At 73.6% G+C, this 25190-nt stretch carries 25 protein-coding genes, 2 tRNA genes and 2 pseudogenes; 15 read left to right on the forward strand and 14 right to left on the reverse strand.

Features of this window, described 5'->3' with window-relative positions; translation table 11 throughout:
- Position 1: 1 nt before the first annotated feature.
- The 4 genes from KUM32_RS34650 to KUM32_RS34665 are packed head-to-tail and all read left to right on the forward strand — an operon-like array spanning position 2 to position 4503.
- Positions 2-889, forward strand: a complete 888-nt coding sequence (locus KUM32_RS34650) for a deoxyribose-phosphate aldolase (RefSeq protein WP_217145886.1) — start codon at positions 2-4, stop codon at positions 887-889.
- Between the two features lie 16 nt (positions 890-905).
- Positions 906-1799: a 5-deoxy-glucuronate isomerase gene (iolB, locus tag KUM32_RS34655; RefSeq protein WP_217145887.1), complete on the forward strand. Its 894-nt coding sequence runs from the start codon at positions 906-908 to the stop codon at positions 1797-1799.
- Positions 1796-3667 carry a 3D-(3,5/4)-trihydroxycyclohexane-1,2-dione acylhydrolase (decyclizing) gene (gene iolD, locus KUM32_RS34660; protein WP_217145888.1) on the forward strand — a complete coding sequence of 624 codons (1872 nt, stop codon included), beginning with the start codon at positions 1796-1798 and terminating at the stop codon, positions 3665-3667. Before iolB ends, iolD begins: the two co-directional genes overlap by 4 nt.
- 50 nt (positions 3668-3717) lie before the next feature.
- Positions 3718-4503 (forward strand): GntR family transcriptional regulator, encoded by a 786-nt coding sequence (locus KUM32_RS34665; protein ID WP_217145889.1) that lies wholly within the window; start codon positions 3718-3720, stop codon positions 4501-4503.
- A gap of 6 nt (positions 4504-4509) precedes the next feature.
- Here KUM32_RS34665 and KUM32_RS34670 read toward each other — a convergent pair whose 3' ends face one another.
- Positions 4510-4806 (reverse strand): WhiB family transcriptional regulator, encoded by a 297-nt coding sequence (locus KUM32_RS34670; RefSeq protein ID WP_217145890.1) that lies wholly within the window; start codon positions 4804-4806, stop codon positions 4510-4512.
- 337 nt (positions 4807-5143) lie between these two features.
- On the opposite strand from KUM32_RS34670, the gene KUM32_RS34675 reads away from it, so the two are divergent.
- The 3 genes from KUM32_RS34675 to KUM32_RS34685 all read left to right on the forward strand — a co-directional run bounded on the left by KUM32_RS34675 (position 5144) and on the right by KUM32_RS34685 (position 9554).
- Entirely contained in the window at positions 5144-6118 is a 975-nt protein-coding gene (locus KUM32_RS34675) for an SMP-30/gluconolactonase/LRE family protein (RefSeq protein ID WP_217145891.1), read from the forward strand.
- A 119-nt stretch (positions 6119-6237) separates the two neighbouring features.
- On the forward strand, positions 6238-6591 hold the full coding sequence (locus KUM32_RS34680; protein ID WP_308408793.1) for a MaoC/PaaZ C-terminal domain-containing protein: 354 nt from the start codon (positions 6238-6240) through the stop codon (positions 6589-6591).
- A gap of 722 nt (positions 6592-7313) precedes the next feature.
- On the forward strand, positions 7314-9554 hold the full coding sequence (locus tag KUM32_RS34685; RefSeq protein ID WP_308408794.1) for a M4 family metallopeptidase: 2241 nt from the start codon (positions 7314-7316) through the stop codon (positions 9552-9554).
- Between the two features lie 105 nt (positions 9555-9659).
- On the opposite strand, the gene KUM32_RS34690 is transcribed toward KUM32_RS34685, so the two are convergent.
- A tRNA-Pro gene (locus KUM32_RS34690) sits at positions 9660-9733 on the reverse strand.
- A 111-nt stretch (positions 9734-9844) separates the two neighbouring features.
- Here KUM32_RS34690 and KUM32_RS34695 point away from each other — a divergent pair.
- Positions 9845-10360, forward strand: a complete 516-nt coding sequence (locus KUM32_RS34695) for a DUF309 domain-containing protein (RefSeq protein WP_217145892.1) — start codon at positions 9845-9847, stop codon at positions 10358-10360.
- Positions 10361-10480: 120 nt separating this feature from the next.
- The gene (gene cobF, locus KUM32_RS34700; protein ID WP_217145893.1) at positions 10481-11254 is read left to right on the forward strand and encodes a precorrin-6A synthase (deacetylating); all 774 of its coding nucleotides are present in this window, start codon (positions 10481-10483) and stop codon (positions 11252-11254) included.
- A 134-nt stretch (positions 11255-11388) separates the two neighbouring features.
- Here cobF and KUM32_RS34705 read toward each other — a convergent pair whose 3' ends face one another.
- The 5 genes and pseudogenes from KUM32_RS34705 to KUM32_RS34725 form a co-directional block, all read right to left on the reverse strand.
- Positions 11389-12138 carry a cobalt-precorrin-6A reductase gene (locus tag KUM32_RS34705; RefSeq protein WP_217145894.1) on the reverse strand — a complete coding sequence of 250 codons (750 nt, stop codon included), beginning with the start codon at positions 12136-12138 and terminating at the stop codon, positions 11389-11391.
- Positions 12048-12467, reverse strand: a pseudogene (locus KUM32_RS34710) (DUF4232 domain-containing protein); the annotation flags it as partial. The pseudogene KUM32_RS34710 and the gene KUM32_RS34705, both read right to left, overlap by 91 nt.
- Before the next feature lie 67 nt (positions 12468-12534).
- The gene (locus KUM32_RS34715) at positions 12535-13308 is read right to left on the reverse strand and encodes a sulfite exporter TauE/SafE family protein (RefSeq protein WP_217145895.1); all 774 of its coding nucleotides are present in this window, start codon (positions 13306-13308) and stop codon (positions 12535-12537) included.
- A 58-nt stretch (positions 13309-13366) separates the two neighbouring features.
- A complete protein-coding gene (locus KUM32_RS34720) occupies positions 13367-14881 on the reverse strand; it encodes a long-chain fatty acid--CoA ligase (protein WP_217145896.1) in 1515 nt (504 codons plus the stop codon).
- 55 nt (positions 14882-14936) lie between these two features.
- Positions 14937-16124, reverse strand: coding sequence for a thiolase family protein (locus KUM32_RS34725; RefSeq protein ID WP_217145897.1), 1188 nt, complete (start codon positions 16122-16124; stop codon positions 14937-14939).
- Positions 16125-16285: 161 nt separating this feature from the next.
- On the opposite strand from KUM32_RS34725, the gene KUM32_RS34730 reads away from it, so the two are divergent.
- The 6 genes and pseudogenes from KUM32_RS34730 to KUM32_RS34755 all read left to right on the forward strand — a co-directional run bounded on the left by KUM32_RS34730 (position 16286) and on the right by KUM32_RS34755 (position 19860).
- Positions 16286-17095, forward strand: coding sequence for an alpha/beta hydrolase (locus KUM32_RS34730; protein WP_217145898.1), 810 nt, complete (start codon positions 16286-16288; stop codon positions 17093-17095).
- 47 nt (positions 17096-17142) lie between these two features.
- On the forward strand, positions 17143-17463 hold the full coding sequence (locus KUM32_RS34735; RefSeq protein WP_217145899.1) for a WhiB family transcriptional regulator: 321 nt from the start codon (positions 17143-17145) through the stop codon (positions 17461-17463).
- The gene (locus KUM32_RS34740) at positions 17409-17741 is read left to right on the forward strand and encodes a DUF3140 domain-containing protein (protein WP_217145900.1); all 333 of its coding nucleotides are present in this window, start codon (positions 17409-17411) and stop codon (positions 17739-17741) included. Before KUM32_RS34735 ends, KUM32_RS34740 begins: the two co-directional genes overlap by 55 nt.
- A gap of 2 nt (positions 17742-17743) precedes the next feature.
- Positions 17744-18394, forward strand: a complete 651-nt coding sequence (locus tag KUM32_RS34745; RefSeq protein WP_217145901.1) for an endonuclease — start codon at positions 17744-17746, stop codon at positions 18392-18394.
- A 247-nt stretch (positions 18395-18641) separates the two neighbouring features.
- Positions 18642-19252: pseudogene (locus KUM32_RS34750) on the forward strand (amidohydrolase); the annotation flags it as partial.
- Between the two features lie 80 nt (positions 19253-19332).
- The gene (locus tag KUM32_RS34755) at positions 19333-19860 is read left to right on the forward strand and encodes an NUDIX hydrolase family protein (protein WP_217145979.1); all 528 of its coding nucleotides are present in this window, start codon (positions 19333-19335) and stop codon (positions 19858-19860) included.
- A 167-nt stretch (positions 19861-20027) separates the two neighbouring features.
- On the opposite strand, the gene KUM32_RS34760 is transcribed toward KUM32_RS34755, so the two are convergent.
- The 7 genes from KUM32_RS34760 to tdh all read right to left on the reverse strand — a co-directional run bounded on the left by KUM32_RS34760 (position 20028) and on the right by tdh (position 25075).
- Positions 20028-20101, reverse strand: a tRNA-Pro gene (locus KUM32_RS34760).
- Between the two features lie 220 nt (positions 20102-20321).
- Positions 20322-20681, reverse strand: a complete 360-nt coding sequence (locus tag KUM32_RS34765; protein WP_217145902.1) for an MmcQ/YjbR family DNA-binding protein — start codon at positions 20679-20681, stop codon at positions 20322-20324.
- A gap of 30 nt (positions 20682-20711) precedes the next feature.
- Complete coding sequence (locus KUM32_RS34770; protein WP_217145903.1) at positions 20712-21242, reverse strand: GNAT family N-acetyltransferase; 531 nt, start codon at positions 21240-21242, stop codon at positions 20712-20714.
- Complete coding sequence (locus KUM32_RS34775; protein ID WP_217145904.1) at positions 21239-21817, reverse strand: helix-turn-helix domain-containing protein; 579 nt, start codon at positions 21815-21817, stop codon at positions 21239-21241. Before KUM32_RS34775 ends, KUM32_RS34770 begins: the two co-directional genes overlap by 4 nt.
- A gap of 46 nt (positions 21818-21863) precedes the next feature.
- Positions 21864-22766 (reverse strand): LysR family transcriptional regulator, encoded by a 903-nt coding sequence (locus KUM32_RS34780; protein ID WP_217145905.1) that lies wholly within the window; start codon positions 22764-22766, stop codon positions 21864-21866.
- Positions 22767-22823: 57 nt separating this feature from the next.
- Positions 22824-24017 carry a glycine C-acetyltransferase gene (locus KUM32_RS34785; RefSeq protein WP_217145906.1) on the reverse strand — a complete coding sequence of 398 codons (1194 nt, stop codon included), beginning with the start codon at positions 24015-24017 and terminating at the stop codon, positions 22824-22826.
- A gap of 29 nt (positions 24018-24046) precedes the next feature.
- Positions 24047-25075 carry an L-threonine 3-dehydrogenase gene (gene tdh / locus KUM32_RS34790; RefSeq protein WP_217145907.1) on the reverse strand — a complete coding sequence of 343 codons (1029 nt, stop codon included), beginning with the start codon at positions 25073-25075 and terminating at the stop codon, positions 24047-24049.
- Between the last annotated feature and the right edge of the window lie 115 nt (positions 25076-25190).

Here is a 25190-nt window from a genome sequence, read left to right on the forward strand (position 1 = left end):
CTTGTCCCTCAGCATCCCCGACCTCACCGCGGTCAGAGCCCGGCACCCGGAGGCGATCGCCGAGGCCGCGGCCCGCCGGACACGCCGTCCGCTGATCGGCGACTCCGGCCGTCTGATGATCGTGGCCGCGGACCACCCGGCACGCGGCGCGCTCGGCGTCGGCGACCGCCGGCTCGCCATGGCCAACCGGGCCGACCTGCTGGAACGCCTGTGCACCGCGCTGTCACGGCCCGGCGTCGACGGAGTGCTCGCCACCGCCGACGTCCTGGAGGACCTGCTGCTGCTCGGGGTGCTGGAGAACAAGGTCGTCATGGGCTCGATGAACCGCGGCGGCCTCGCGGGAGCCGCCTTCGAGATGGACGACCGCTTCACCGGCCACCGCGCCGAGGACATCGCCCGGCTGCGCTTCGACGCGGGCAAACTGCTGCTGCGCATCGATTACGACGACCCCGGCTCGCTGACCACCATGGAGGCCACCGCCCGCGCGGTCGACGCCATGGCGGCGCGTGAACTGCCCGTCTTCGTCGAACCGTTCATCTCGCGTCGCGTCGAGGGCCGGGTCCGCAACGACCTGTCCGCGGAGGCGGTCACCCGGTCCGTCGCCATCGCCTCGGGCCTGGGCGGCACCTCCGCCTACACCTGGCTGAAACTGCCCGTCACCCAGGACCCGGACGACATGGGCGAGGTCCTGGAGACCTCGACGCTGCCCGCCGTACTGCTCGGCGGCGACATAGGCGGCTCCCCCGCGGACCAGGCCGCCGCCTACGAACGCTGGCGCAAGGCGCTCAGGCTCCCCACCGTGCAGGGCATGGTCGTCGGCCGCTCGCTGCTCTACCCGGCCGAGGGCAGCGTGGAACAGGCGGTGGACACCGCCGTCGGCCTGTTGTGACAGAGGAGTTGATCCGATGACGTACCACCTTGCGGCGGGCAGGGCCGCGAGCGGTCCCTACGCCGTGGACGTGACACCCGAGACGGCCGGCTGGGGCCACTCCGCCCTGCGCGTCCTGCACCTGCCGCCCGGCGGCGGCCACACCTTCGACAGCGGCGACAGCGAGTGGATCGTCCTCCCGCTCAGCGGCGGCTGCACCGTCGCCACCGCCGACGACTTCGGCCGGGAGACCTTCGAACTCACCGGTCGCGACAGCGTGTTCAGCGGCGTCAGCGACTTCGCCTACGTGCCGCGCGACGCCCGTACGAGCGTCACGTCCACCGGCGGCGGCCGGTTCGCGCTCACCGGCGCCCGGTGCACCCGCCGCCTGCCCGCACGCTACGGTCCGGCCTCGTCGGTGCCGGTGGAGCTGCGGGGCACGGGCACCTGTTCCCGCCAGGTCAACAACTTCGGCGCCGCCGGGGTCTTCGCATGCGACAAGCTCATCGCGGTCGAGGTGATCACCCCCGGCGGCAACTGGTCCTCCTTCCCGCCGCACAAGCACGACGAGCACCGTCCCGGCGAGGAGTCGGTGCTGGAGGAGATCTACTACTTCGAGTTCGCGGACCACGACGGCGCCCCCGGCCTCGGCTACCAGCGGGTCTCCCCGTCCGGGCGGGGGCAGGGCACGGACGTACTGGCCGAAGTGCGCGACGGGGACGTCGTGCTGATCCCCGACGGCTGGCACGGGCCCTCGATGGCCGTGCCCGGCCACCACATGTACTACCTCAACGTCATGGCCGGCCCGGAGGCCGAACGCGCCTGGCTGATCCGCGACCACCCCGGCCACGCCTGGATCCGCGACACCTGGCCGGACCAGCCCGTCGACCCCCGACTCCCCCTCTACACCGCACCGGAGAGGTCCGCATGAGCACCGCCACCCGCCGACTGACCACCGCCCAGGCCCTGGTGCGCTTCCTGGCCGCCCAGTACACGGAACGCGACGGCGTACGGCACCGCCTGGTCGCCGGCACCTGGGGCATCCTCGGCCACGGCAACGTGGCCGGCCTCGGCCAGGCCCTCGTCGAGCACGCCGACGTCATGCCGTACCACCAGGGACGCAACGAACAGGCCATGGTGCACGCGGCCGTCGCCCATGCCCGGCAGCTCAACCGGCTGTCCACGCAGGCGGTGACGACGTCCATCGGCCCCGGCGCCACCAACCTGGTCACCGGCGCCGCCCTCGCCACCATCAACCGCCTGCCCGTCCTCCTGCTCCCCGGCGACTACTTCGCCTCGCACGCCGCCGACCCGCTGCTCCAGCAGCTGGAGCACCCGACCGAGGCCGACGTGTCCGTCAACGACACCCTGCGGCCCGTCTCCCGGTACTTCGACCGCGTCACCCGCCCCGAGGCCCTGCTCGCCTCCGCGCTCCGGGCGATGCGTGTGCTCACCGACCCGGCGGAGACCGGCGCGGTCACCCTCGCCCTCCCCCAGGACGTACAGGCGCAGGCGTACGACTGGCCCGAGGAGTTCTTCGCCGACCGCGTCTGGCGGGTGCGTCGCCCCGCGCCCGACCCGTCGGAACTGGCCGACGCCGCGGACGCGATCCGCGCCGCCGAGCGCCCGCTGATCGTCGCGGGCGGCGGTGTCCACCACAGTGAGGCCGAACAGGCGCTGAAGGCGTTCGTGGACGCCACCGGCATCCCCGTCGCCTCCACCCAGGCGGGCAAGGGCGCGCTGCGCCACGACCACCCGGCCGACCTCGGCGGCATCGGGCACACCGGAACCGCCGTCAGCGACGACCTCGCCCGCACCGCCGACCTGGTGATCGGCGTCGGCACCCGCTACTCCGACTTCACCACGGCCTCCGGCACCCTCTTCCAGCACCCGGACGTGCGCTTCCTGAACCTCAACATCACCGCCTTCGACGCCCACAAGCTCGCCGCCCGCACCCTGGTCTGCGACGCGCGTGCGGGGCTCACGGCGCTGACACGGGCGCTGGCCGGGCACCGGGTGACGCCGGCGTACGAGGCCGAGTACCGCGCGGGCAGGGCCCGCTGGGAGGAGGTCGTGCGGGCGGCCTACCGTGCCGACGACGACAGCGCCGTGCCGACCCAGACCCAGGTGCTGGGCGCGCTGGACGCGGTCGTCGGCGACGAGGACGTGGTGATCAACGCGGCCGGCTCGCTCCCCGGCGACCTGCACAAACTGTGGCGCGCCCGCTCCCCGCGCCAGTACCACCTGGAGTACGGCTACTCCTGCATGGGCTACGAGATCCCGGCCGCGCTCGGCGTGCAGCAGGCGGCACCCGGCACCAGCGTGTGGGCGCTGGTCGGCGACGGCACGTACCTGATGAACCCGACGGAGATCGTCACCGCCGTCCAGGAGAACCTGCCGGTCAAGCTGGTCCTGGTCCAGAACCACGGTTACGCCTCCATCGGGGGCCTGTCCGAGTCGGTGGGCGCCGAGCGCTTCGCCACCGCCTACCGCCACCGGGCCCCCGACGGCACGTTCACCGGCGCCCCGCTGCCCGTCGACCTCGCGGCCAACGCGGCCAGCCTCGGCATGGACGTCCTCCGCGCCAAGACGGTGCGCGAACTGCGCGAGGCCCTGACGGCGGCCCGCGCGTCGGACCGTCCGACCTGCGTCTACATCGAGACCGACCCCACGCCGACCGCGCCCCCGGCCGAGGCCTGGTGGGACGTGCCGGTGGCGGAGGTGTCCACCCGGGAGGCCGCCGCCGATGCCCGTACGCGGTACGAAAGCGCCGTCGCCGACCGTCGCCACCACCTCTGACACACCGCCCGTCCGTGGCACTCGGCCCCCTGCGCAAGGAAGGTACGCCCATGGTGAGGACCGGCGGCCCCGCGCGTGCCGCGACCGCCCCCGCGCTCAGCACGCTGGACTTCGCCCTGGACCGGCGCAGCCCCGTCCCGCTGTACCACCAGCTCGCCCGGCAGCTGGAGGCGGCGATCGAGCACGGCGCCCTCGCCCCGGGGAACCTGCTGGGCAACGAGGTCGACCTCTCCGTCCGCCTCGGCCTGTCCCGGCCCACCGTCCGCCAGGCCATCCGGTCACTGGTCGACAAGGGGCTCCTGGTCCGGCGGCGCGGGGTCGGCACACAGGTGGTGCACAGCCAGGTCAGACGCCCCCTGGCGCTGAGCAGTCTCTACGACGACCTGGAGGCGGCCGGACAGGGCCCCACCACGCAGGTGGTGCGCAACGAGGAGGTCGCCGCGTCCGCCGACGTGGCGGCGGCCCTCGGGGTCGCGGAGGGCGGCGTGGTCACCGTCCTGGAACGGCTGCGCCTCACCCACGGCCGACCCGTGGCGCTGCTGTGCAACTACCTGCCGACGGCGCTGCTGGACCTCGACAGCGCCCGGCTGGAGGCGACCGGCCTGTACCGGATGATGCGCGCCGGCGGCATCACCCTGCACAGCGCCCGCCAGACGGTGGGCGCCCGCTCGGCCACCCGCGAGGAGGCGGACCGCCTGGAGGAGAAGGAGGGCGCCGCGTTGCTGACCATGCGGCGCACGGCCTACGACGACACCGGGCGGCCGGTCGAGTACGGCACGCACCTGTACCGCGCGTCCCGGTACACGTTCGACTTCCAGCTGCTGGCCAGGTCCTGACGCGGGTCAGCGGGCCGTGGCCGGCCGGGCCCGCCGCTCCGGCGTGAGTTCCCGGGAACGCCGCTCGCCCTCTGTCCGGCCGCCCCACGTGCCGTAGTACTGCCGCGACTCCCGTGCGAAGCGGCCGCAGGGACCACTCACGGGACAGCCTCGGCAGATCGCCCGCGCCGCCTCCTCACGCTCGCGACGAGCCGGCCCCCTCTCACCGGGGGGCGAGAAGAAGACCGAGCTGTCCATGCCGCGGCAGGCGGCACCGGCCTGCCACTCCCATTCCCGCAGCAGCGGCTTGGTTCGCGTCCTCATCCCTCTCACCTTCCGTCCGTCCGCCGCCGGACCGCGACGGTCGTCACAGCCGGCAGGCCCAGAGAGCCGACCGCGTGTTCGCGGAAGTCCCGGCCCCCGACAGTAGGGTCCGGGCGCCCGGCGCGATGCGCCGGGAACGCACAGGGTCTTGCCTCCACAGGAACCACGGGCGCGGCGCCGGAAGACGGACGAGGAAGAACCGGTGCGCTGACGAACCGCAGGTGGTGCGCCGAGAGTCAACCCGGCGGTTCCTCATCCCCTTTCCTATGGAACGACCTCGGAAAAGGTCTCGCTCAATGCCTTCTCCGCAGCCCGGAGACACAGGGAAAGAAGTGACATGCCGAATATCCCTTCCCGCATACGCAACGGCCTTCTGGCCTCCGCCACGGCGGCGGCCCTGGCCCTGACCGCCGCCGGCCCGGCAGCCACGGCGACCGCCGTCCCTCGGCCGGACGTGCGCTTCATGGCGCACCTGGACATCACCGGCGGACAGCGCCCGGAGAACATCACGCTGGAGCCCGGTGGCGGAGCCGTCGTCACCTTCGCCTACAACCGGCAGATCGCGAGGATCACCCCCGCGGGCAAGGTCCGGGTCCTGGCCACCCTGCCCGAACCACCGGCCGGTTCCACCACCCCCGCGCTCACGCAGCCGTTCCTCGGCGGCATCGTGCGCACGGACGACGGGACGCTGTACTTCGTCTACGCCACCGGCAGCGACGACCTGACCGGTGTGTGGCGCCTGCGCCCCGGCGGCACACCGCACCGCATCAGCGCGCTTCCCGCCACCGGCCTGCCCAACGGCCTCGCCCTCGACCGGCACAAGCGCCTGCTGTACGTCGCCGACTCGGTCCTCGGCACCGTCTGGCGCGTGCCCGTGACCGGCGGTGCTCCCACCCGCTGGAGCAGCGCGCCCCAGTTGGCCGCGGACGGTTTCCTCGGAGCCAACGGCATCAAGGTGCACGACGGAGCGGCCTGGGTCTCCAACCTGGACCAGGGCACCGTGCTCCGCATACCGGTCACCCGTGACGGCGCCGCCGGCCGGATCGAGACCCGGGCGAGGGGGCTGGCCAACATCGACGACTTCGCGTTCACCGGTCACGGGGACACGCTCCTCGCCGCGATCAACGCGGACAACGAGGTCGCCCTGGTCAAGCCGGACGGCACCCACCGCACCGTACTGACCGGCGCGGACGGGATCGAGAACCCGACCTCGCTCGCCGTGCGCGGCACCACCGCCTACGTCGCCAGCGGTGCCTACTTCACCAACGACGATCCCAACGTCCTGGCCGCCCGTGTCTCCCCGCGCAAGTGAACCCGTACCGTTCCCGGACCGCCTCGGCACGACCAGCGGAAGGACAGTCCGATGAGTGAGCGGCACCCCACCGAGCCCCGGCCACCGCGCAGGAGGCCTTCGATCCCGACTCGTTCCTGGTGGTCCCGGCCAGGACCTTCGAGGACCTGCGCGTCGGCGAGGTCTTCCGCGCGCCCAGCCGCACCCTCACCGACGCCCACGCCGCGGCCTTCCAGACGGTCTCCGCGGACAACCACCCGGTGCACTACGACGCGAAGTGGGCCCGCAGGCACGGGCACACCGCACCGGTCGTCCACGGCCTCCAGGTGCTCGCCTTCACCGCGCCGGGCGCCACCCTGTTCCCGGCCCTCACCGTCACCGACCTGCGACCGCAGGGCGACAACGGCGTCGTCACCACCGAGGCGACCATTCACAACCAGCGTGGCGAACTCGTGCTGTCCGGCCAGCACACGTACCTGCTCCGGCGTCGGTGAGGAGCGGAGCGGCCCGCCTGCCGGGAACGTGACGGCGGGCCGCTCCGCTGCCCGGCTACGCCGCTGTGGCGCTCACCTCTCGGCGGGCGGGACGGGCGCTGCCGACTCTTCCACGAGGGCGCTGAGCACCGGCGCCCCGCCCTGGACGGCGCCCCTTCGCGACTGCCAAGGCGCACGGGACACTTCCGGCTTGCCCCGTTCTGCGGTACTCGGCATTCAAGAAATTGAGCTTCGAGGTCGGACGGGGCGCCGTGCCCCTCTTTCTGTTACGAGCGGATGTACAGCAGGCGCCGCCCGGTTCACCGTTGGCGCGAAGGTGATCCTCACCGCCCAGGAGTTGAGCGCACGCCGTCTGGTGGCGCGCGGCACCTCAGCCAGCTCTGCCACACGGGCGAACACGCTGTTCAACGCGGTGATGCGGAGAGGTTCGCTCCAAGTGGCGCCGGGTGCGGGGCAGTTGGGAGGACGGCTGGACGCTCAGTGGGTTTCGGACAACGACTCGTCCCCTCCTGCCCATTCGCTTCACTTCTTGAAAGCATCGACCTGTTCCGAGCGGCTCAGACTTCCGCCCGGAGACGGTCGTGCCGGTCTCATGTCCGAGGAGAGCCACCCAAGTGCCTGACAGAGCGTCAACTTCCCCGTACGCACGAATACCCGGATCCCGTTCCCCTCGGGGCGGTGCCCCTTCGCGAAGGCGCGCCGCACTGACCGCGGCACTCGCGGTGGGCGCGCTCCTCCTCCCGGTCGCGACGGGGGCGGGCCCGTCCGCCTTCGCCGCCGACACGGACCCGGCGCCCCGGCGGATCGAGGCCGCCCCCCGATCCGGGACCGGGAGCGTCGAACTCTCCGCCGCGCAGCGCGAGAAGCTGCTCGACGCGGCCTCCGACGAGAGCACCGCCACCGCCCGCCGCCTGAAGCTCGGCGACCGCGAGAAGCTCGTACCGAAGGACGTCGTCAAGGACGCGGACGGTACCGTCCACACCCGCTACGAGCGCACCTACGCAGGGCTTCCGGTACTCGGCGGCGACCTGGTCGTCCACGAGGGCCACGCCGCCCGGACCGTCACCAAGGCCACCGCGGCGCCGATCACCGTGGACACGGTCGAGCCCGCCGTGACGGCGGGCGCCGCCAGGAAGGAGGCGCTGGCGGCGGGCAAGGCGGAGGGCACCGCCCGCAGGGCCGTCTCCCAGGCGCCCCGCAGGGTCGTCTGGGCGGGATCCGGCGAGCCCGTCCTGGCCTGGGAGACCCTCGTCACCGGCGTCCAGGAGGACGGCACCCCGAGCCGCCTCCAGGTGGTGACCGACGCGGCCACCGGCGAGCGGCTGCACAGCTCGGAGCAGATCCACGCCGGCGACGGCCTGAGCCAGTACAGCGGCCCCGTGCGGATCGGCTCGGTCCACAACGGCACGGCGTACGAGCTGACCGACCCGGTGCGGGGCGGCCACCGGACCTACTCCTTCGCGCCGGACAAGACGCAGACGCTGCTCACCGACGACGACGACCACTGGGGGGACGGCACTGCCGCCCACGAGCAGACGGCCGCCGTGGACGCCGCCTACGGCGCGCAGAAGACGTGGGACTTCTACCAAGAACGCTTCGGCCGCAAGGGGATCGCCGACGACGGGGTCGGCGCCCGCTCCCGGGTGCACTACGGCAGCGGTTACGCCAACGCCTTCTGGGACGACCGCTGCTTCTGCATGACCTACGGTGACGGCGTCGGCGACGCCCGGCCCGTGACCTCCATGGACATCGCGGCCCACGAGATGACCCACGGCGTCACCTACGCCACCGCCAACCTGGTCTACTCGGGTGAGTCGGGCGGGCTCAACGAGGCGACCAGCGACATCATGGCCGCCGCCGTGGAGTTCTACGCCGACAACCCGCTGGACACGCCCGACTACACGATGGCCGAGCTGATCGACCTGCGGGGCAACGGGCGGCCGATCCGGTACATGGACCAGCCCTCCAAGGACGCCTCCGCGAAGGGCACGTCCCAGGACTACTGGACGTCCGAGACCAGGAAGCTCGACCCCCACTTCAGCTCCGGCGTGGGCAACCACTTCTTCTACCTGCTGGCCGAGGGCAGCGGCCGGAAGACCATCCGTGGCATCGCGTACGACAGCCCCACCCACGACGGCAACCCGGTCGCCGGCATCGGCATCGAGAACGCCGCCGCCATCTGGTACCGGGCCCTGACGGTCTACATGACCAGCCGCACCGACTACGCGGGTGCCCGCACCGCCACGCTCCAGGCCGCCAAGGACCTCTTCGGTGTGGACGACGGCGTGTACACGGCTGTCGGCAACGCCTGGGCCGCGGTCAACGTCGGCCCCTCGTACGTCAACAACATCGCGGCCGTCGTCCCGTCCACCCAGAAGTCCGCGGTGGGCCAACCGACCGGACTGCGCATCGACGCGGTCTCGACCCGCCCCGGCGCCCTCACCTACGCCGTGACCGGTCTGCCCGCCGGGCTGAGCCTCGACACCGCCACCGGGGTCATCAGCGGCACCCCGACGGCGGCGGGTGACTTCACCACGGTCGTCACCGTCACGAACTCCGCCTCGGAGACCCGCGAGCTGTCCTTCACCTGGTCCGTGCTGGCCTCGGGCGGAAACTTCTTCGTCAACCCGGCCCGGGTCGACATCCCGAACTGGGTCACCGTCGAGTCGCCCCTCACCGTCACCGGCCGCAGCGGCAACGCGCCGAGCGACCTCAAGGTGACCGTCGACCTCGTGCACGACTTCATCGGCGGACAGGTGATCAACCTGGTGGCCGAGGACGGCACGGTGATCCTGGTGAAGGACTTCGTCTGGGACGAGGGCAGGGAGCTCCACAAGACGTTCACCGTCGACGCGTCGGCCGTGCCGGCCAACGGCAGGTGGACGTTGCGCGTCACCGACAACACCCCCGGCATCTTCACCGTCGACCCCGGTTACCTCGACGGCTGGAGCCTGACCTTCTGACGCCCGGGCCGGGGCCCGGTCCCTGGGCACCCCAGTAGTCCACACACACGGTCAAGGGCCGTTTCAGATTCTCTGAAACGGCCCTTGACCTGCGACTCTTTCGAGTCGGGACGACAGGATTTGAACCTGCGACCCCTTGACCCCCAGTCAAGTGCGCTACCAAGCTGCGCCACGTCCCGGTGTGCTCGCCCGCGGTGAACCGCGCGATCACGCGAACAGCACTCTACCTCACACCCCGCGCCACACCTAAGCGGGCCGGGGCGAGGGACAATCGGCCCATGGACAGTGCCATGGACAGCACAGCCTCGGACCGGCCGGTGGACGCGCGGGACCGCGACGACCAGGGGCGGGCGCGCAACGCCCGGCCGCGGGACGGGCTGGGACGCCCGTTGCCGTACGGGGCGGCCGGCGTGCCCCGTCAGCCCGAGGGCGTCGTGCGGGCGCCCGGGGAGACCGTCGCCGAGGCGCAGCGGCTGCTGGACGAGGGGAAGCCGTTCCACGCTCACGAGGTCTTCGAGGACGCCTGGAAGTCGGGCCCCGAGGAGGAGCGGGAGCTGTGGCGGGGGCTGGCCCAGCTGGCCGTCGGCCTGACGCACGCCGCCCGCGGCAACGCCACCGGCGGGGCCAGGCTGCTGCGGCGCGGGGCCGGGTCCGTCACGCGGTGGGCGGCGTCGGCGGCCGGGCGGGAGCGCCCGTACGGGATGGATCTGGACGGGGTCGCCGGGTGGGCCTCGAAGCTGGCGGGGGACGTGGAGGGCGGCGCGGCCGTGGACGCGGGGGCGCGGGCACCACGCCTGAAGGGCTGAGGGGTTGAGGGTCCACGGCGCTGAGGGTCCACGGCGCTGAGGGCAAGGGAGTCCGGCGGCCCGGCGGTGGGAGGGCGGCCCGGTCCGGGCGCCGCCGGTGGCGTACGGCAGACTCGTGGCGTGCGGAAGATTCATGTGATCGGTATCGGCGCGGGCGACCCCGACCAGCTCACCCTGCAGGCGGTCAGGGCGCTGCGGAGCACGGACGTGTTCTTCGTCCTGGACAAGGGCGAGGTGAAGGCCGACCTGGTGCGGCTGCGCCGGGAGATGCTGGAGGCGCACATACCGGAGGGGACGTACCGGGTCGTCGAGGCCCGCGACCCCGAGCGGGACCGGAGCGCCGGCGGGGCGGCGTACTCCCCGGCCGTCGGGGACTGGCGCAGTGCCCGCGCCGGCATCTACGAGCGGATGATCGCCGAGGAGCTGGGCGAGGACGAGAGCGGCGCGTTCCTGGTGTGGGGCGACCCGGCGCTGTACGACAGCACCCTGGGCATCCTGGAGGAGATCCTGGAGCGCGGCGCGGTGACGTTCGCGTACGACGTCGTGCCCGGCATCAGCAGTGTCTCCTCCCTCGTGGCCCGGCACCGGACCGGGCTGAACCGGGTCGCGCGGCCGGTGCAGATCACCACCGGGCGGCGCCTCGCGGAGGGCTTCCCCGAGGGCGTGGACGACGTGGTGGTGATGCTCGACGCCCACCAGGCCTTCCGGCGGTACGCGGACCAGGACATCGACATCTACTGGGGCGCCTACCTGGGCACCCCGGACGAGATCCTCGTCTCCGGCCCGATCGCCGAGGCCGCGCCGCGCATCGAGCGGCTGCGCGCCGAGGCCCGGGAGCGCAAGGGCTGGATCATGGACACGTACCTGCTGCGGCGCAACCCGAAGGAGCGGTAGGGGCGCCGGCCGGCACGGGACAGTCACCGAGCCCGGGCGGGTGGAGCAGGACGTCGGCCGTCCCTCGGGCACGGACCCGCGCGCCGCGGTCGGCGCGACCGCCCCCGGCGGGGCACCGCGCGGGCGCGGCGCCGTCAGGGCGCGCCGAGGCCCAGCCGCTCCAGGACGCCGGGCACGTCGGGCACCACGGGCACGCCTTCCGGCAGCGGGGGCCGGCGCACGACCACCACCGGCAGGGCGAGGTCCCGGGCAGCCGTCAGTTTGGCCGCGGTGGCCGCTCCCCCGCTGTCCTTGGTCACCAGCACGTCGATGCGGTGCTCGCGGAGGACGGCGGTCTCGTCGGCCACCGTGAACGGGCCGCGGGCCAGCAGCACCCGGGTGTCCGGCGGGAGGGGCGGCTCGGGGGGCTCCACCGAGCGGGCGAGGAAGTGGAGGCCGGTCAGGTGGGCGAAGGCCCCGAGGCCCAGGCGGCCGGTGGTCAGGAAGACGCGGCGGCCGAGCCCCGGCAGCAGGCCGGCCGCCTCCGGGAGGGAGGCGACCGGGTGCCACCGGTCACCGGGGCCGGGGTGCCAGCCCGGCCGGCGCAGGATCACCACGGGGGTTCCGCAGGCCGCCGCGGCGCGTGCCGCGTTGGCCGTGATGGTCCCGGCGAAGGGGTGGGTCGCGTCGACGAGGGCGTCCACGCGCTGTTCGCGCAGCCACGCGGCGAGCCCGTCGGCACCGCCGAACCCGCCGACGCGCACCTCGCCGGCGACCGCTCCCGGCCGGGTCACCCGCCCCGCCAGCGAGGTCGTCACCCGCACCCCGGGCCGGGCCGCGAGGTCGGCGGCGAGGCGGCGGGCCTCGGTGGTGCCGCCGAGGACGAGGACGTGCGGGACCGGCATGGCGTCGAGGGTACGAGGCGCCCCGTCCGGGGCCGCCACCGGCTCCCGCGGAGCACCGCGGCCGCCGCGGACGGACCGGGGGCCGCGGACTCGTCGACCCCGCCGTCCGACAGCTTCACCAGGGCGTGGGCCGGGGCTCCCGGCTTGGGCACGACCGGCGTGGCCGGCTTGCTCTGGGCGACGGCCGGGACGTCCCGCCTGTGGCTCTCCGGGAACTGGATGTGCGGGAGCCCCGTCAGCCGGCAGGAGTGCCCGGTGGTGTTCTTCGCCGTGAGGACGATGTGGGTGTGGGGCGGACCGTCCTGCGTGGCGGCGGTGACGCGGACGTTCCCCGCGGTGCAGACGGGCCGCCGGGCACCTCCTGCACGGCCGGTACCTCCTGCACCGTCCGCGGCGTCAGCGCAGGAGCAGTTGCAGGCCGCCCACCACCGTGGCCGCGATGACCAGTCGCTCGAAGAGTCGCTGGTCGATCTTGTTCACGGCCCACTTGCCGACCAGCGCGCCCGGCACCACGAACACCACGAGCACGGCGTCGAGGAGCAGCGAGCGGCCGTCGATCAGGCCGAGGCCGGCGCTGAAGGGCAGCTTGGAGACGTTGACGATCAGGAAGAAGAAGGCCGAGGTGCCGAGGAAGCCGAGCTTGCGGAAGCCCGCGGAGAGCAGGTACATCGACATCACCGGGCCGCCCGCGTTGGCGACCATGGTGGTGAAGCCGCCGAGGACGCCGTACGAGCGGGCCTTGACCCGGCCGGCCCGGGAGGTGGTCGTGTCCGGCGGCCCGTCCGCGTCGGACCGCCGCCGGCGCCACACCGTCACGCCGGCCATGAACAGCAGGATCCCGCCGATCGACGTCCGTACGATCGCGTCGTCGGCCCACACCAGGAACACGGTGCCCACCGCCACGCCGGCCGCCACCGCGGGGAACAGCCGCCACAGTGTGGGCCAGTGCGCGTGGCGCCGGTAGGTGAGGACGGCCAGGACGTCCCCGGCGATCAGGACGGGCAGCAGGACGCCGGTGGAGGCCCGGGCCGGCAGGACCGCCGCGAAGATCGCCAGACTGACCGTGTTGGCCCCGCTCACGGCGGTCTTGGAGAAACCGACGAGCAGGGCCGCGAAGGCGAGGGCGGCGAACTCCCAGCCGGTGAGGTGCCAGAGCGTCATGATGTCCATTCGGGCACCGATGCTATGCCCACCCGCCGGGGTCCGTGAGGACCGTCTCGTCAGATGATCACCGACGGCCGGCGTACCGCGCCCGCAGTTCCCGCTTCAGCACCTTCATGCTCGGGCCCAGCGGCAGCGCGTCCGTGAACTCGACCCGGCGCGGGTACTTGTACCTGCCGAGGTGCTGCCGGGACCACTCGGTGATCCCGGCGCCGTCCGGCGCCGCGTCCGGCGCGGGGACGACCACGGCGCACACCTCCTCGCCGTGCAGCTCGTCGGGGAGGCCGATGACGGCGACCTGCGCGACGCCGGGGTGGCGCATCAGGACCTCCTCGACCTCGCGCGGGTAGACGTTGTAACCGCCCCGGATGATGACGTCCTTCTTCCGGTCGACGATCCTGAGGAACCCCTCGTCGTCCTTGGTGCCGAGGTCGCCGGTGCGGAACCAGCCGTCGACGAGCGCCTCGGCGGTGGCCTCGGGGCGGCCGAGGTAGCCGGAGAAGACGTTGTGGCCGCGCACGACGACCTCACCGAGCTCGCCGGGCGGCAGCAGCTCGACGCGTCCCTCGACCTCCGCGCGGGCGATCTCCACGTCCACGCCCCACAGCGGGTGGCCGATGGTGCCGGGCCGGGCGCCGAACACCGGCTGGTTGACGGCCGCCGCCGGAGAGGTCTCCGACAGTCCGTACCCCTCGTAGATCTTCGCGCCGAACGCCTCCTCGAACCGCTCCAGGACGGCCACCGGGAGCGAGGCGCCGCCGGAGACGCACACCCGCAGTTCCGGCAGGGCGTCGGCGCCGGCCGCCGCGGCGCTGAGGGCGACGAACATGGTCGGCACCCCGTGGAAGGTGTTGACCTTCTCCCGCACCATCAGCTCGATCGCGCGGGCCGCGTCGAAGCGCGGCAGCAGGACGAGCGTCGCCCCGGCCCGCCAGGTGGAGTTCAGGGAGACGGTCTGCCCGAAGGCGTGGAACAGCGGCAGCGCGCCGAGCGCGACGTCGTCGGGCCGGATGTCGTTGGCGTCGAAGGCGTTGACGGTCGCGTTCATCACCAGGTTGAAGTGGCTGAGCACCGCGCCCTTGGGGACACCGGTGGTGCCGCTGGTGTAGAAGACCACGGCCGGGTCGTCGGCGTCGCGGGTGACGTACGAGGGCAGCGGCTCCGCGTCGGCGGCGAGCTTGTCGAACTCGTCGCCCAGCATGATCGTCCGTACGCCCGCCTCCCGCGCGGCGGGCGCCGCGGTCTCCGCCTGCGCCGGGTGGCACAGCAGCAGCGTCGCGCCGCTGTCGCGCAGGACGTGTTCGACCTCCGCCGGGGACAGCAGCAGGTGGACCGGGACGACGACACCGCCGGCCGCGGCGATCGCGTAGTACGCCTGCGGGAAGTCGGCGGTGTTCGGCGCCATCAGCGCGACCCGGTCCCCCGGCCGGACGCCCAGGCCGGTGAGGGCCCCGGCGCGGGCGCGGGCCCGCTGCCACACCTCGGCGAAGGTGAGCCGCAGGTCGCCCTCGACCAGCGCCTCCTTGTCGGGGCGGCGCCGGGCGTTCTCGGCGAGGACGGCGGCGACGGAGAGGGTTGCCATGGGTGTTGCTCCGTTTCCTTGCTGCGGCTCTGCAGAGGGAGGGTGGCGTGGGGCGTCAGTGCCGCTCGACGAGCACCGCGCTGCCCTGCCCCACGCCGACGCACATGGTGGCCAGTCCGCGGGCGGCCCCGGTGCGCCGCATGCGGTGGAGCAGGGTGGTGAGGATGCGGGCGCCGGAGCAGCCGAGCGGGTGACCCAGCGCGATGGCGCCGCCGTAGGGGTTGACCAGGCCGGGATCGATGCCGAGCTGGTCCACGCAGGCGAGGGCCTGGGCGGCGAACGCCTCGTTGAACTCGGCCTCCGCGATGTCCTCGACGCGCCAGCCGGCGCGGGCCAGGACCTTGCGGGTGGCGGGGACCGGGCCGATGCCCATCACGTCCGGGTGGACACCGGCCGAGCCGCCGGCGACGTAGCGGCCGAGCGACTCCAGCCCGAGGTCGTTCAGGGCCTCCTCGCTGACCAGCAGGAGTCCGGCGGCGCCGTCGTTCATCGGGGAGGCGTTGCCCGCGGTGACCGTGCCGCCGGCGCGGAAGACGGGCTTCAGGCGGGCCAGCTTCTCGGGCGAGGTGTCCTCGCGGACGCACTCGTCGGTGTCGACGACCACGCCGTCGGGGCGGGTGACGGGGAGCAGCTCGTCGTCGAAGTGGCCGCTTCCGCGGGCCTCGACGGCCAGACGGTGGCTGCGCAGGGCGAACTCGTCCTGGCGTTCGCGCGTGATGCCGTACCGGTCGGCGACCTCCTCGGCGGTCTCGCCCATGGCCAGCAGCCCGTGCAGGTCCTTCATCGCCGGGTTGACCAGACGCCAGCCGAGCCGGGTGTCGGCGGTCTCGATGCGGTGCGGCAGGGCCTCGTCGGGGCGGGGCAGTACGAAGGGGGCGCGGCTCATCGACTCGGAACCGCCCGCGAGCACCACGTCGGCCTCGCCGGCGGCGATGGTGCGGGCGGCGGTGGTGACGGCCTCGAGGCCGGAGGCGCACAGCCGGTTCACCGTGGCGCCGGGCACGGACTCGGGCAGGCCGGCGAGCAGCGCGGCCATCCGGGCGACGTTGCGGTTGTCCTCGCCGGCCTGGTTCGCGGCGCCCCAGTACACGTCGTCGACGCGGGCGGGGTCGAGCGCGGGCACGTCGGCGACCAGGCCCCGGATCACGGCGGCGGCGAGGTCGTCGGGCCGCACGCCGGACAGGGCGCCGCGCAGCTTGCCGATCGGGGTGCGGCGGGCGGCCGCGAAGTGGACGGGACGCACGAGGGGACTCCTGACCATCGTCGCTCGGCCCCCACGGATCCCGACGCCGTCCGGAATGCCCCGAGGCCCTTAATTAGCGCTGCTAGTTTTTGACTATAGACCGCCGGACTGCTCGCTGGGAAGATCCTCCGGTGACCTTCACCCACGCAGCCGGAGGAGACATGGCCGAGCCCCGCGAGCACGTCCTGACCGGATCACGGGGGCGGATCGCCGTCCGCGAGTGGCCCGCCGAGCGGCCCCGGTACGTGGCACTGCTGGTGCACGGCTACGGCGAGCACATCGGCCGCTACGAGGAGGTGGCGGGCGTCCTGACCGGGCACGGCGCGGCTGTGTACGGCGTCGACCACACCGGGCACGGCCGGTCGGACGGCGAGCGGGTCCTGATCGAGGAGTTCGAGGACGTGGTCACCGACGTGCGGAGCGTGGCGGACCTCGCCCGGGCCGCCCACCCGAACCTGCCCGCCGTCATGGTCGGGCACTCCATGGGCGGCCTGATCGCCTCCCGCTACGCCCAGCGCCACCCCGGCACGCTGCACGCGCTGGTGCTGTCCGGGCCGGTCATCGGCGACTGGGAGCTGCCGCGCCGGCTGCTCGCCCTGGACGAGATCCCCGACACCCCGATCAGCCCGGCCGCGCTCTCCCGCGACCCCGCGGTCGGCGCCGCGTACGCCACGGACCCGCTGGTGTGGCACGGCCCGATGAAGCGGCCGACGCTGGAGGCCTTCGTACGGACCCTGGAGACCGTGGCCGACGGCGGCGACGTCGGCCCGCTCCCGCTGCTGTGGGTGCACGGGGACGACGACCGGCTCGTGCCGCTGCCCGGCAGCCGCGTCGGCGTCGAGCGGCTCGACGGCGGCGGCCTGACCGAGCGGATCTACCCGGGCGCCCGGCACGAGGTCTTCAACGAGACGAACCGCGCGGAGGTGTTCGCGGACGTCACGCACTTCCTGGACGACGTGCTCGCCCGCTGACCGGCCGGAGGTGTTTGCCCCGCGGCCCCCTGGGCACCCGCGCCGCCATGGAGTGGTTGCGCCGCGCGGCCTGCGTCGACGAGGATCCCGAACTGTTCTTCCCGGTGGGCACCGCCGGACCGGCCCTGCGGGACGCCGCGGCCGCCAAGCGCGTCTGCGCCCGGTGTCCGGTGACCACGCAGTGCCTGGCGCTCGCCCTCGACTCGGGGCAGACGTCGGGCGTGTGGGGAGGCACCTGCGAGGAGGAGCGCGTGGCCCTGCTCCGCGCGACCACCCGGCACGCACGTACGCACGACGAAAAGAGGGGCACCTCATGGCCGACGCCCTCGAACTCGACGCGCTGTGGGAGGACTTCCACCGCGTGGTGAACATGACGTCCGCGGAGCTCGCGGACTGGCTCCGGGTACGCGACTCCGGTGAGCTGACCGAGCCGTTGCCCGACGACGCCGGCTCGCCACTCGGCCGGCACGTCCTCGCGATCCTGCAGAAGCGGCGCACGGACCTGACGGAGGACGACCTCCGGGCGATGCACAAGGTCGTGGACCTCGTGACGTCGCAGACCGACCTGGAGAACGAGCCCCGGTCCGAGGACACCCGGCTCAGGCACCGGCTGATGACGGTCGGTCACGACCCGTTGAAGCCGTAGCCGTGAGCCGTGACCAGCGGCGCGTCGTGCGCGAACTCGTCGGCGCGCACGGGCGGACGTACGCCGAGGAGGCGGGCATCCGGCTGAAGGACACCCCGCAGCCGCTGTACCGGCTGCTGGTCCTCGCCCACCTGCTCAGCGCCCGCATCCGGGGCTCGGTCGCCGTGGCCACCGCCCGTGCCCTGCACGAGGCGGGGCTGCGGGACCCGCGCCGGATGGCCGGGGCCGACTGGCAGGAGCGGGTGGACGCGCTGGGCCGGGGCGGCTACCGGCGCTACGACGAGCGCACCGCCACCCAGCTCGGTGAGGCGGCCGAGCTGCTGACCGAGCGGTGGGGCGGGGACCTGCGCCGGCTCCGGAAGGAGGCGGCCGGCGAGGTCGCCGAGGTGCGCCGGCTGCTCCAGGAGTTCCCCGGCGTGGGCCCGACCGGCGCGGACATCTTCCTGCGCGAGGCCCAGCGCGTATGGCCGCAGGCCGCCCCGTACCTGGACCGCAAGGCCCTCCAGGGCGCGGAACGCCTCGGCCTGCCGGGGGACCCGGACCGGCTCCTGGACCTCGCCGGGACGACGGAACCGGCCGTCCTGGCGGCCGCGCTGGTACGCGCGGCGGTGGACGAGGAGGTCGCGCGGGACACCCTCGACCGCGCCGGATGATTCCCGCGCCCCGGCGGCCGGTCCCGCTCCGCGTCCACCGACGGGGGCGGGACACGTCCGTGTGCGCACCTCGGGAGAAACCCGGACAGCCTGATCACCGGACGGCACAATGGTGCGCGACGGACGGCACACGCGCGAAGGAGCCGAGACGTGGGCGAGAGCGACACCGCGCCGGGCGGGTTACCGGGACCGGGCACCCCCGCGGCACATACGGCCGCTCCCGCCGGTCCCGTCCCCGGCGGACGCCCTGGCCCCCTCCCGTCCCTCGCCCGACGAGGTCACCGGGGCCACCCGGTACCGGCTCGCCCGCGGCGGCCGACTCGAACACCCGGTGCTCGTGCGGCACCTGCTGTGGACCGCCGTCGACCTCGGGCTGCCGCTGCACCTGCGCACCGGGTCCGGCGACAGCGGCATCCGCGTGCACCCCACCCGCCCGACCGACTGGCTGCACCTGACCGCCGGCACCATCCCCGTCCTGCTGCTGCACTGCCGGCCCCACCAGCGGCAGGCGGCCTGTCCGGCGGCGGTGTCCGAACGGGTCCGCCTCGATGTCGGCCTCCCCCTGCACCACGTCGATCCCGCCCGGGCCGGCGCGATCCTCGCCGAGGCGCTGGAGATCACCCCGTTCCGCACGTCGCTGTACAGCTCCGACGCCTATGGAGTGGCCGAGTTCCCCCACCTGGGGGCGCCGGCCTTCCGGCACGGGCCGGCCGGACTGCTCCAGGAGCGGGTGGACGCCGACGAGCCGGCCCTGCCGGACGCGCCGCGCCTCGCACGCTGGGCGGGGCGGGGCGGGACAACGCGCGCCGGGTCCACCGGCTGCCCGGCGGCCCCGACGACGCGCCCGACGACGGCTGAGCGACGTGGGGACGGTCACAGTCCCGGAGCGGCGCCCAGGAAGCACGAGACGCTGAAAGTATGATCAAGCGATGTCTGACATGACCGAAACCACGCCAGGCTGGCTCCCGAGCGACGAGCTCGAGATGGCGCGCGCCCGCATGCCGATCCTGTACGTCGAGGCCGTGCCCGTGCGCGTCGACGACAGCGGCGAAGTCACCAGCGTCGGCCTGCTCCTGCGCATCGGGCCCGACGGGACGGTCAGCCGGACTCTGGTCTCCGGCCGGGTGCTGCACCACGAGCGGGTCCGGGACGCCCTGCTGCGCCACCTGGAGAAGGACCTCGGCCCGGTGGCGCTGCCCCGGGTCCCGTCCTCGCTCCAGCCGTTCACGGTGGCCGAGTACTTCCCCACGCACGGCGTCACGCCGTACCACGACCCCCGGCAGCACGCGGTCTCCCTGGCCTACGTCGTGCCGGTGACCGGCGACTGCCGGCCGCGGCAGGACGCGCTCGACCTGGTCTGGTTCAGCCCGCAGGAGGCCCTGTCACCGGCGGTGCAGAGCGAGATGCCCGGCGGGCACGGGGTGCTGCTGAAGCAGGCGCTGGCACATGTGGGCTGCGTGATCTGACGGCCCGGCGCCGCCCGGGAGGGAGCCGCCGCCCCGCACGGGCGCTCGTCGTACCGAGGGGCGGCGGCCTCGCACCTTCTCCGGCGGCTGGTCCCCCGGACCCAGGCATGATCAAGGGCCGGTTTCGGATGTCTCCGAAACCGGCCCTGACCTGCGACTGTCTCCAGTCGGGACGACAGGATTTGAACCTGCGACCCCTTGACCCCCAGTCAAGTGCGCTACCAAGCTGCGCCACGTCCCGATACCCGTCTGACCTGGGGTTTCCCTGGCCGAACGCGCAGGAAAACCATACCGCACTCGGGCCGGTGGTCGCGCACCGGTTTCCAGGCGCGGGCCGCGGCCGGCGCGGGTGCGGGGGCCCGCCGGGTCCCCGCCGTACGACAGCCGGAGCCCCCCTCCGGCTCCGGCTGCCACACGTTCCCGGATCATGCCACGGGGCACTGACAAGGCCCGGGGGACTCTCAGCCCCCGGCCGGCAACCCCAGTCGGGGATGGGCGTCCAGCAGCCGGGGCGGGGCCGCCTGACGCCAGGAGTCGGCGAGGATGTCACGCAGCTCGTCCTCGCCCTCCAGGGCGGCGAGGCGGGCCCGCACCCAGGCGAACTGGGCCTCGTGACCGGCGATCCAGAACTTGTCCGGCTCGGCCAGCACCAGCTCGGCGCGCTCCTCCTTCGGGCAGCGCACCGCGATGGAGGTCTCGTCCTCGGGCAGCGTGGCGAACATCTTCCCCGCGACCCGGAACGTGGGCATGCTCCAGGCGATCTTCTCCGTCGTGTCCGGCAGGGACAGGGCGATACGGCGTACGTCTTCTGCGTCCGGCATGCCAGGCACCGTAGCCGCCCCCACTGACAATCACCCGGTGGCCGCGGCACCGACCCGCTTGAAGAAGAGCGTCGTCGGGCGCAGCCTCCCGCCCGGATCCGCGGCGTAGTCGGGGATCACCCCGGCCGGGGTCCACCCGGCGGAGCGGTAGAGGTGTTCGGCGGGGCTGCCGGTCTCGGTGTCCAGGTGCAGCAGGGTGATGCCGGCCGCCGCGGCCGCCTCCTCGGCGACGGTCAGGAGCCTGCGCCCCAGCCCCCTGCCGCGGGCCTCGCGGGCCACCATGAGCTTGACCAGCTCGGCACGGTGGCGGCTGTTGGGCTTGTCGGTCAGGGCGAGGCTCACGGTCCCCGCCACCCGCTCCCCCTCCAGCGCCACCCAGACCGCGAGTCGCCCGGCGGCCACGGCGGTGCCCCGCTCCCGCCACCAGGCGACGGCCTGAGCGGGGTCGAGCGGCGCGAGGAAGCCGACCGACGCGCCGCCCGCCACCGTGTCGGTCAGCAGACCGGTCAGCCCGCCCAGCAGTGCGGTCAGCCGTTCCCCGTCCACACGGCTCACGATCACGGCAGCACCACCGCCAGCACATAGCGCGCGTCCTCGGGTCCGGCGCACCGGAACCTCGTCGGCCCCCACACCCGCAGCCGGAGGCAGTCCCCGGTGCCGAGGTGGTGCCCGACGTCCTGGGCCGTCACCTCCAGGGCCCCCGCCAGGACCCAGATGTGCTGCTCCAGCCCGGGCACGGGCGGCCGGTCGTAGGCGATGTCGGCGCCGGCCGTGAGCCGCCCCTCGACGAGTTCGCCGCGCAGCCCGGCGTGCGGCGGCGAGACGGAGCGGCGCGCGAATCCGGAGGCCCGGTCCTCCCACAGCGGCTGCTCGGCGGCCCGCACCACGAGCGCGGGTTCCGCCTCGACCTCGCTGAGCAACCGGGACATGGTCCGTCCGTAGACCGCGCACAGGCGGTTCAGGAAGGAGGCGGTGGGGCTGGTCTCCGCCCGCTCGACCCGGGACAGCGTGGACCGGCTCAGCCCACTGCGCTCCGCCAGCTCGTCCAGTGACCAGCCGCGTTCGGCCCGCAGCTCGGCCAGGCGGGCGGCGAGCCGGGCGTCCACCAGGTCGGTGGCCTCGTCCGTCTGTCTCATGTCCGGGAGGTTATCCCGGACATGAGACGGCGGTGTTACCGAAGCCTCACTCCCGGGCCGCCTCGTCGAGTGCGTCCAGCACCGGGCGGATCAGGGGGTGCTCCTCGGCTCCCCGGCGTACGGCCGCGAAGACCCGGCGGGTGGGCGCGACCCCGTCGACCGGGCGGACGACGACGCCCGTGAGGTCCGTGCCGTGCAGGGCCGAGCGCGGTACGAGGGCCACGCCCGCGTCGGCCGCGGCGAGCGACACCACGGCGCGGAAGTCGTCCGAGGAGTGCTCCAGGTTGGGCTGAAAGCCGGCGCTCTCGCAGGCCAGGACGACCACGTCGTGGCAGGGGTTGCCCGGATAGGGTCCGATCCACGGGTCCTTGGCCAGCTCGGCGAGCCGCACCTCGTCGACGTCGGCGAGCCGGTGGGTGACCGGGACGACCGCGTCGAAGGGCTCCGCGTAGAGGGGGACGTGGGTGAGGCGCGGGTCGTCGGCGGGGGGCGCGCCGCGGTACTCGACGGCGACGGCCACGTCGACCTGCCGGTCCAGCACCATCGGCAGGCTGGCGTCGCCCTCGGCGTCCTGGACGCGGATGCGGATGCCGGGCGCCGACTCGGCGAGGCGGGCCAGCGCGGGCGCGACGACCAGGGCGATGCCGGTCGCGAAGGAGGCGACCGTGACGGTGCCGGCCTCGCCCGAACCGTACGCGGCGAGTTCCGCCTCGGCCCGCTCGAGCTGGGCGAGGACGGCGTTGGTGTGGCTGAGCAGTATCTCGCCGGCCGGGGTCAGCCGTACGCCCCTGGCGCCGCGCTCCACCAGGCGGTGGCCGGTCTCCTGCTCCAGGGCGGTCAGCTGCTGGGAGACCGCCGACGGCGTCAGGTACAGCGCGGCGGCCGCGGCCGTCACGGTGCGGTGGTCCGCCACCGCTCGGAGGATGTGCAGCCGCCGCGCTTCGATCACGGGATCGATTCTCTCAGGTCGGGCGTCGCGGGCCGGACGGTGCCGGGCCGGACCGCGTCAGGCGCCCAGCTCCCCGCGTGCCGCCACGAAGGCGTCCACCGCGCGGTCCACGTCCTCGGTGGAATGCGCGGCGGACAGCTGCACGCGGATGCGGGCCTGGCCCTGCGGGACGACCGGGTAGGAGAAGCCGATCACATACACGCCGCGCTCCAGCAGCAGCTCGGCCATGCGGCCCGCCTCCGCCGCGTCGCCGATCATCACCGGCGCGATGGCGTGGTCCCCGGGGAGGACGTCGAAGCCCTCCTCGGTCATGCGGCGGCGGAACAGGGCGGTGTTCTCGGCCAGCCGGACGCGCAGGTCGTCGGCCGACTCCAGCAGGTCGAGCACCTTGAGGGAGGCGGCGGCGATCACCGGGGCCAGCGTGTTGGAGAAGAGGTACGGCCGGGAGCGCTGGCGCAGCAGGGCGACGATCTCGCCGCGGGCGGCGACGTAGCCGCCGGAGGCGCCGCCGAGGGCCTTGCCGAGGGTGCCGGTGACGATGTCGACGCGGTCCATGACGCCGTGCAGTTCGGGGGTGCCGCGTCCGCCGGGGCCGACGAAGCCGACGGCGTGCGAGTCGTCGACCATCACCATGGCGTCGTAGCGGTCGGCGAGGTCGCAGATCTCGCGCAGCGGCGCCACGTAGCCGTCCATGGAGAAGACGCCGTCGGTGACGATCAGCTTGCGGCGGGCGTCGCCGGCGGCCTTGAGCTGGGTCTCCAGGTCGGCCATGTCGCGGTTGGCGTACCGCAGACGCCTGGCCTTGGAGAGCCGGATGCCGTCGATGATCGACGCGTGGTTGAGGGCGTCGGAGATCACCGCGTCCTCGGGTCCGAGGAGGGTCTCGAAGACGCCGCCGTTGGCGTCGAAGCAGGAGGAGTAGAGGATCGTGTCCTCCTGGCCGAGGAACGCGAAGAGCCGGGCCTCCAGTTCCTTGTGGACCTCCTGGGTGCCGCAGATGAAGCGCACGGACGCCATGCCGTAGCCCCATCGGTCGAGCGCCTCGTGGGCGGCGGCGACGACGTCGGGGTGGTCGGCGAGGCCGAGGTAGTTGTTGGCGCAGAAGTTGAGGACCTCGCCGGGACGGCCGCCGGCGGTGACGTTCACGGTCGCGGACTGCGGGGTGCCGATGACGCGTTCGGGCTTGTGCAGGCCGGCGGCGCGGATGTCGTCGAGGGTGGCGCGCAGGTCGTCGCGCACGGAGTCGAACATCTCGGAAGCTCCTAGGAAAGGCAGATGACTTACGCGGTCCAGTCGAGGATGACCTTGCCGCCCTTGCCGCTCGCGGCGTCGGCGAAGGCCGCCTCGAAGTCGCGGTGGCCGTAGCGGCCGGTGATCACGGGGGCGAGGTCGAGGCCTCCTTCGAGCAGCACCGACATGGCGTACCAGGTCTCGAACATCTCGCGGCCGTAGATGCCCTTGACGGTGATCATCGAGGTGACGATCCGGGCCCAGTCGACGGGGAACTCCTCGGAGGGCAGGCCGAGCATCGCGATGCGGCCGCCGTGCGTCATGTTGGTGATCATGTCGCGCATCGCCTCGGGGCGGCCGGACATCTCCAGGCCGACGTCGAAGCCCTCGCGCAGGCCGAGTTCGCGCTGTCCGTCGGCGATGGTCGCCTTCGACACGTCGAGGGCGAGACTCACGCCGACCTTGCGGGCGAGGTCCAGGCGTTCCTCGCTCACGTCGGTGATGACGACGTTGCGGGCGCCCGCGTGCCGGGCCACGGCGGCGGCCATCAGGCCGATCGGCCCGGCGCCGGTGATGAGGACGTCCTCGCCGACCAGCGGGAAGGACAGGGCGGTGTGCACGGCGTTGCCGAACGGGTCGAAGATCGCGGCGATGTCGAGGTCGACGGGGACGCGGTGCACCCAGACGTTGGCGGCGGGCAGGGCGACGTACTCGGCGAACGCCCCGTCCCGGCCGACGCCGAGTCCGACGGTGGCGCGGCACAGGTGGCGCCGTCCGGCCAGGCAGTTGCGGCACTTGCCGCACACCAGGTGCCCCTCGCCGCTGACCCGGTCGCCGGTCCTGATGTCGGTGACGTCCCGGCCGGTCTCCACGACCTCGCCGACGAACTCGTGCCCGACGACGAGGGGGGTGCGGATGGCCTGCTGCGCCCAGCCGTCCCAGGCCCGGATGTGCAGGTCGGTGCCGCAGATACCGGTGCGCAGCACCTTGATGAGCACGTCACCGGGTCCGATGGCGGGCTCGGGGACGTCCACGAGCCGGAGCCCGGGCTCCGCCTTCTCCTTGACCAGCGCCTTCAACGCTACGGCTCCTGACGGGTGAGGTCCCGGCACCGGGCATGCCGAAGCAGCCCGCGTCCGGGAGGGGGAGGTGAATCGCAGAGCAATCTGCCGTAGGACACCGTCCCGGGTCCAT

This window comes from Streptomyces sp. AC627_RSS907, assembly GCF_019049165.1.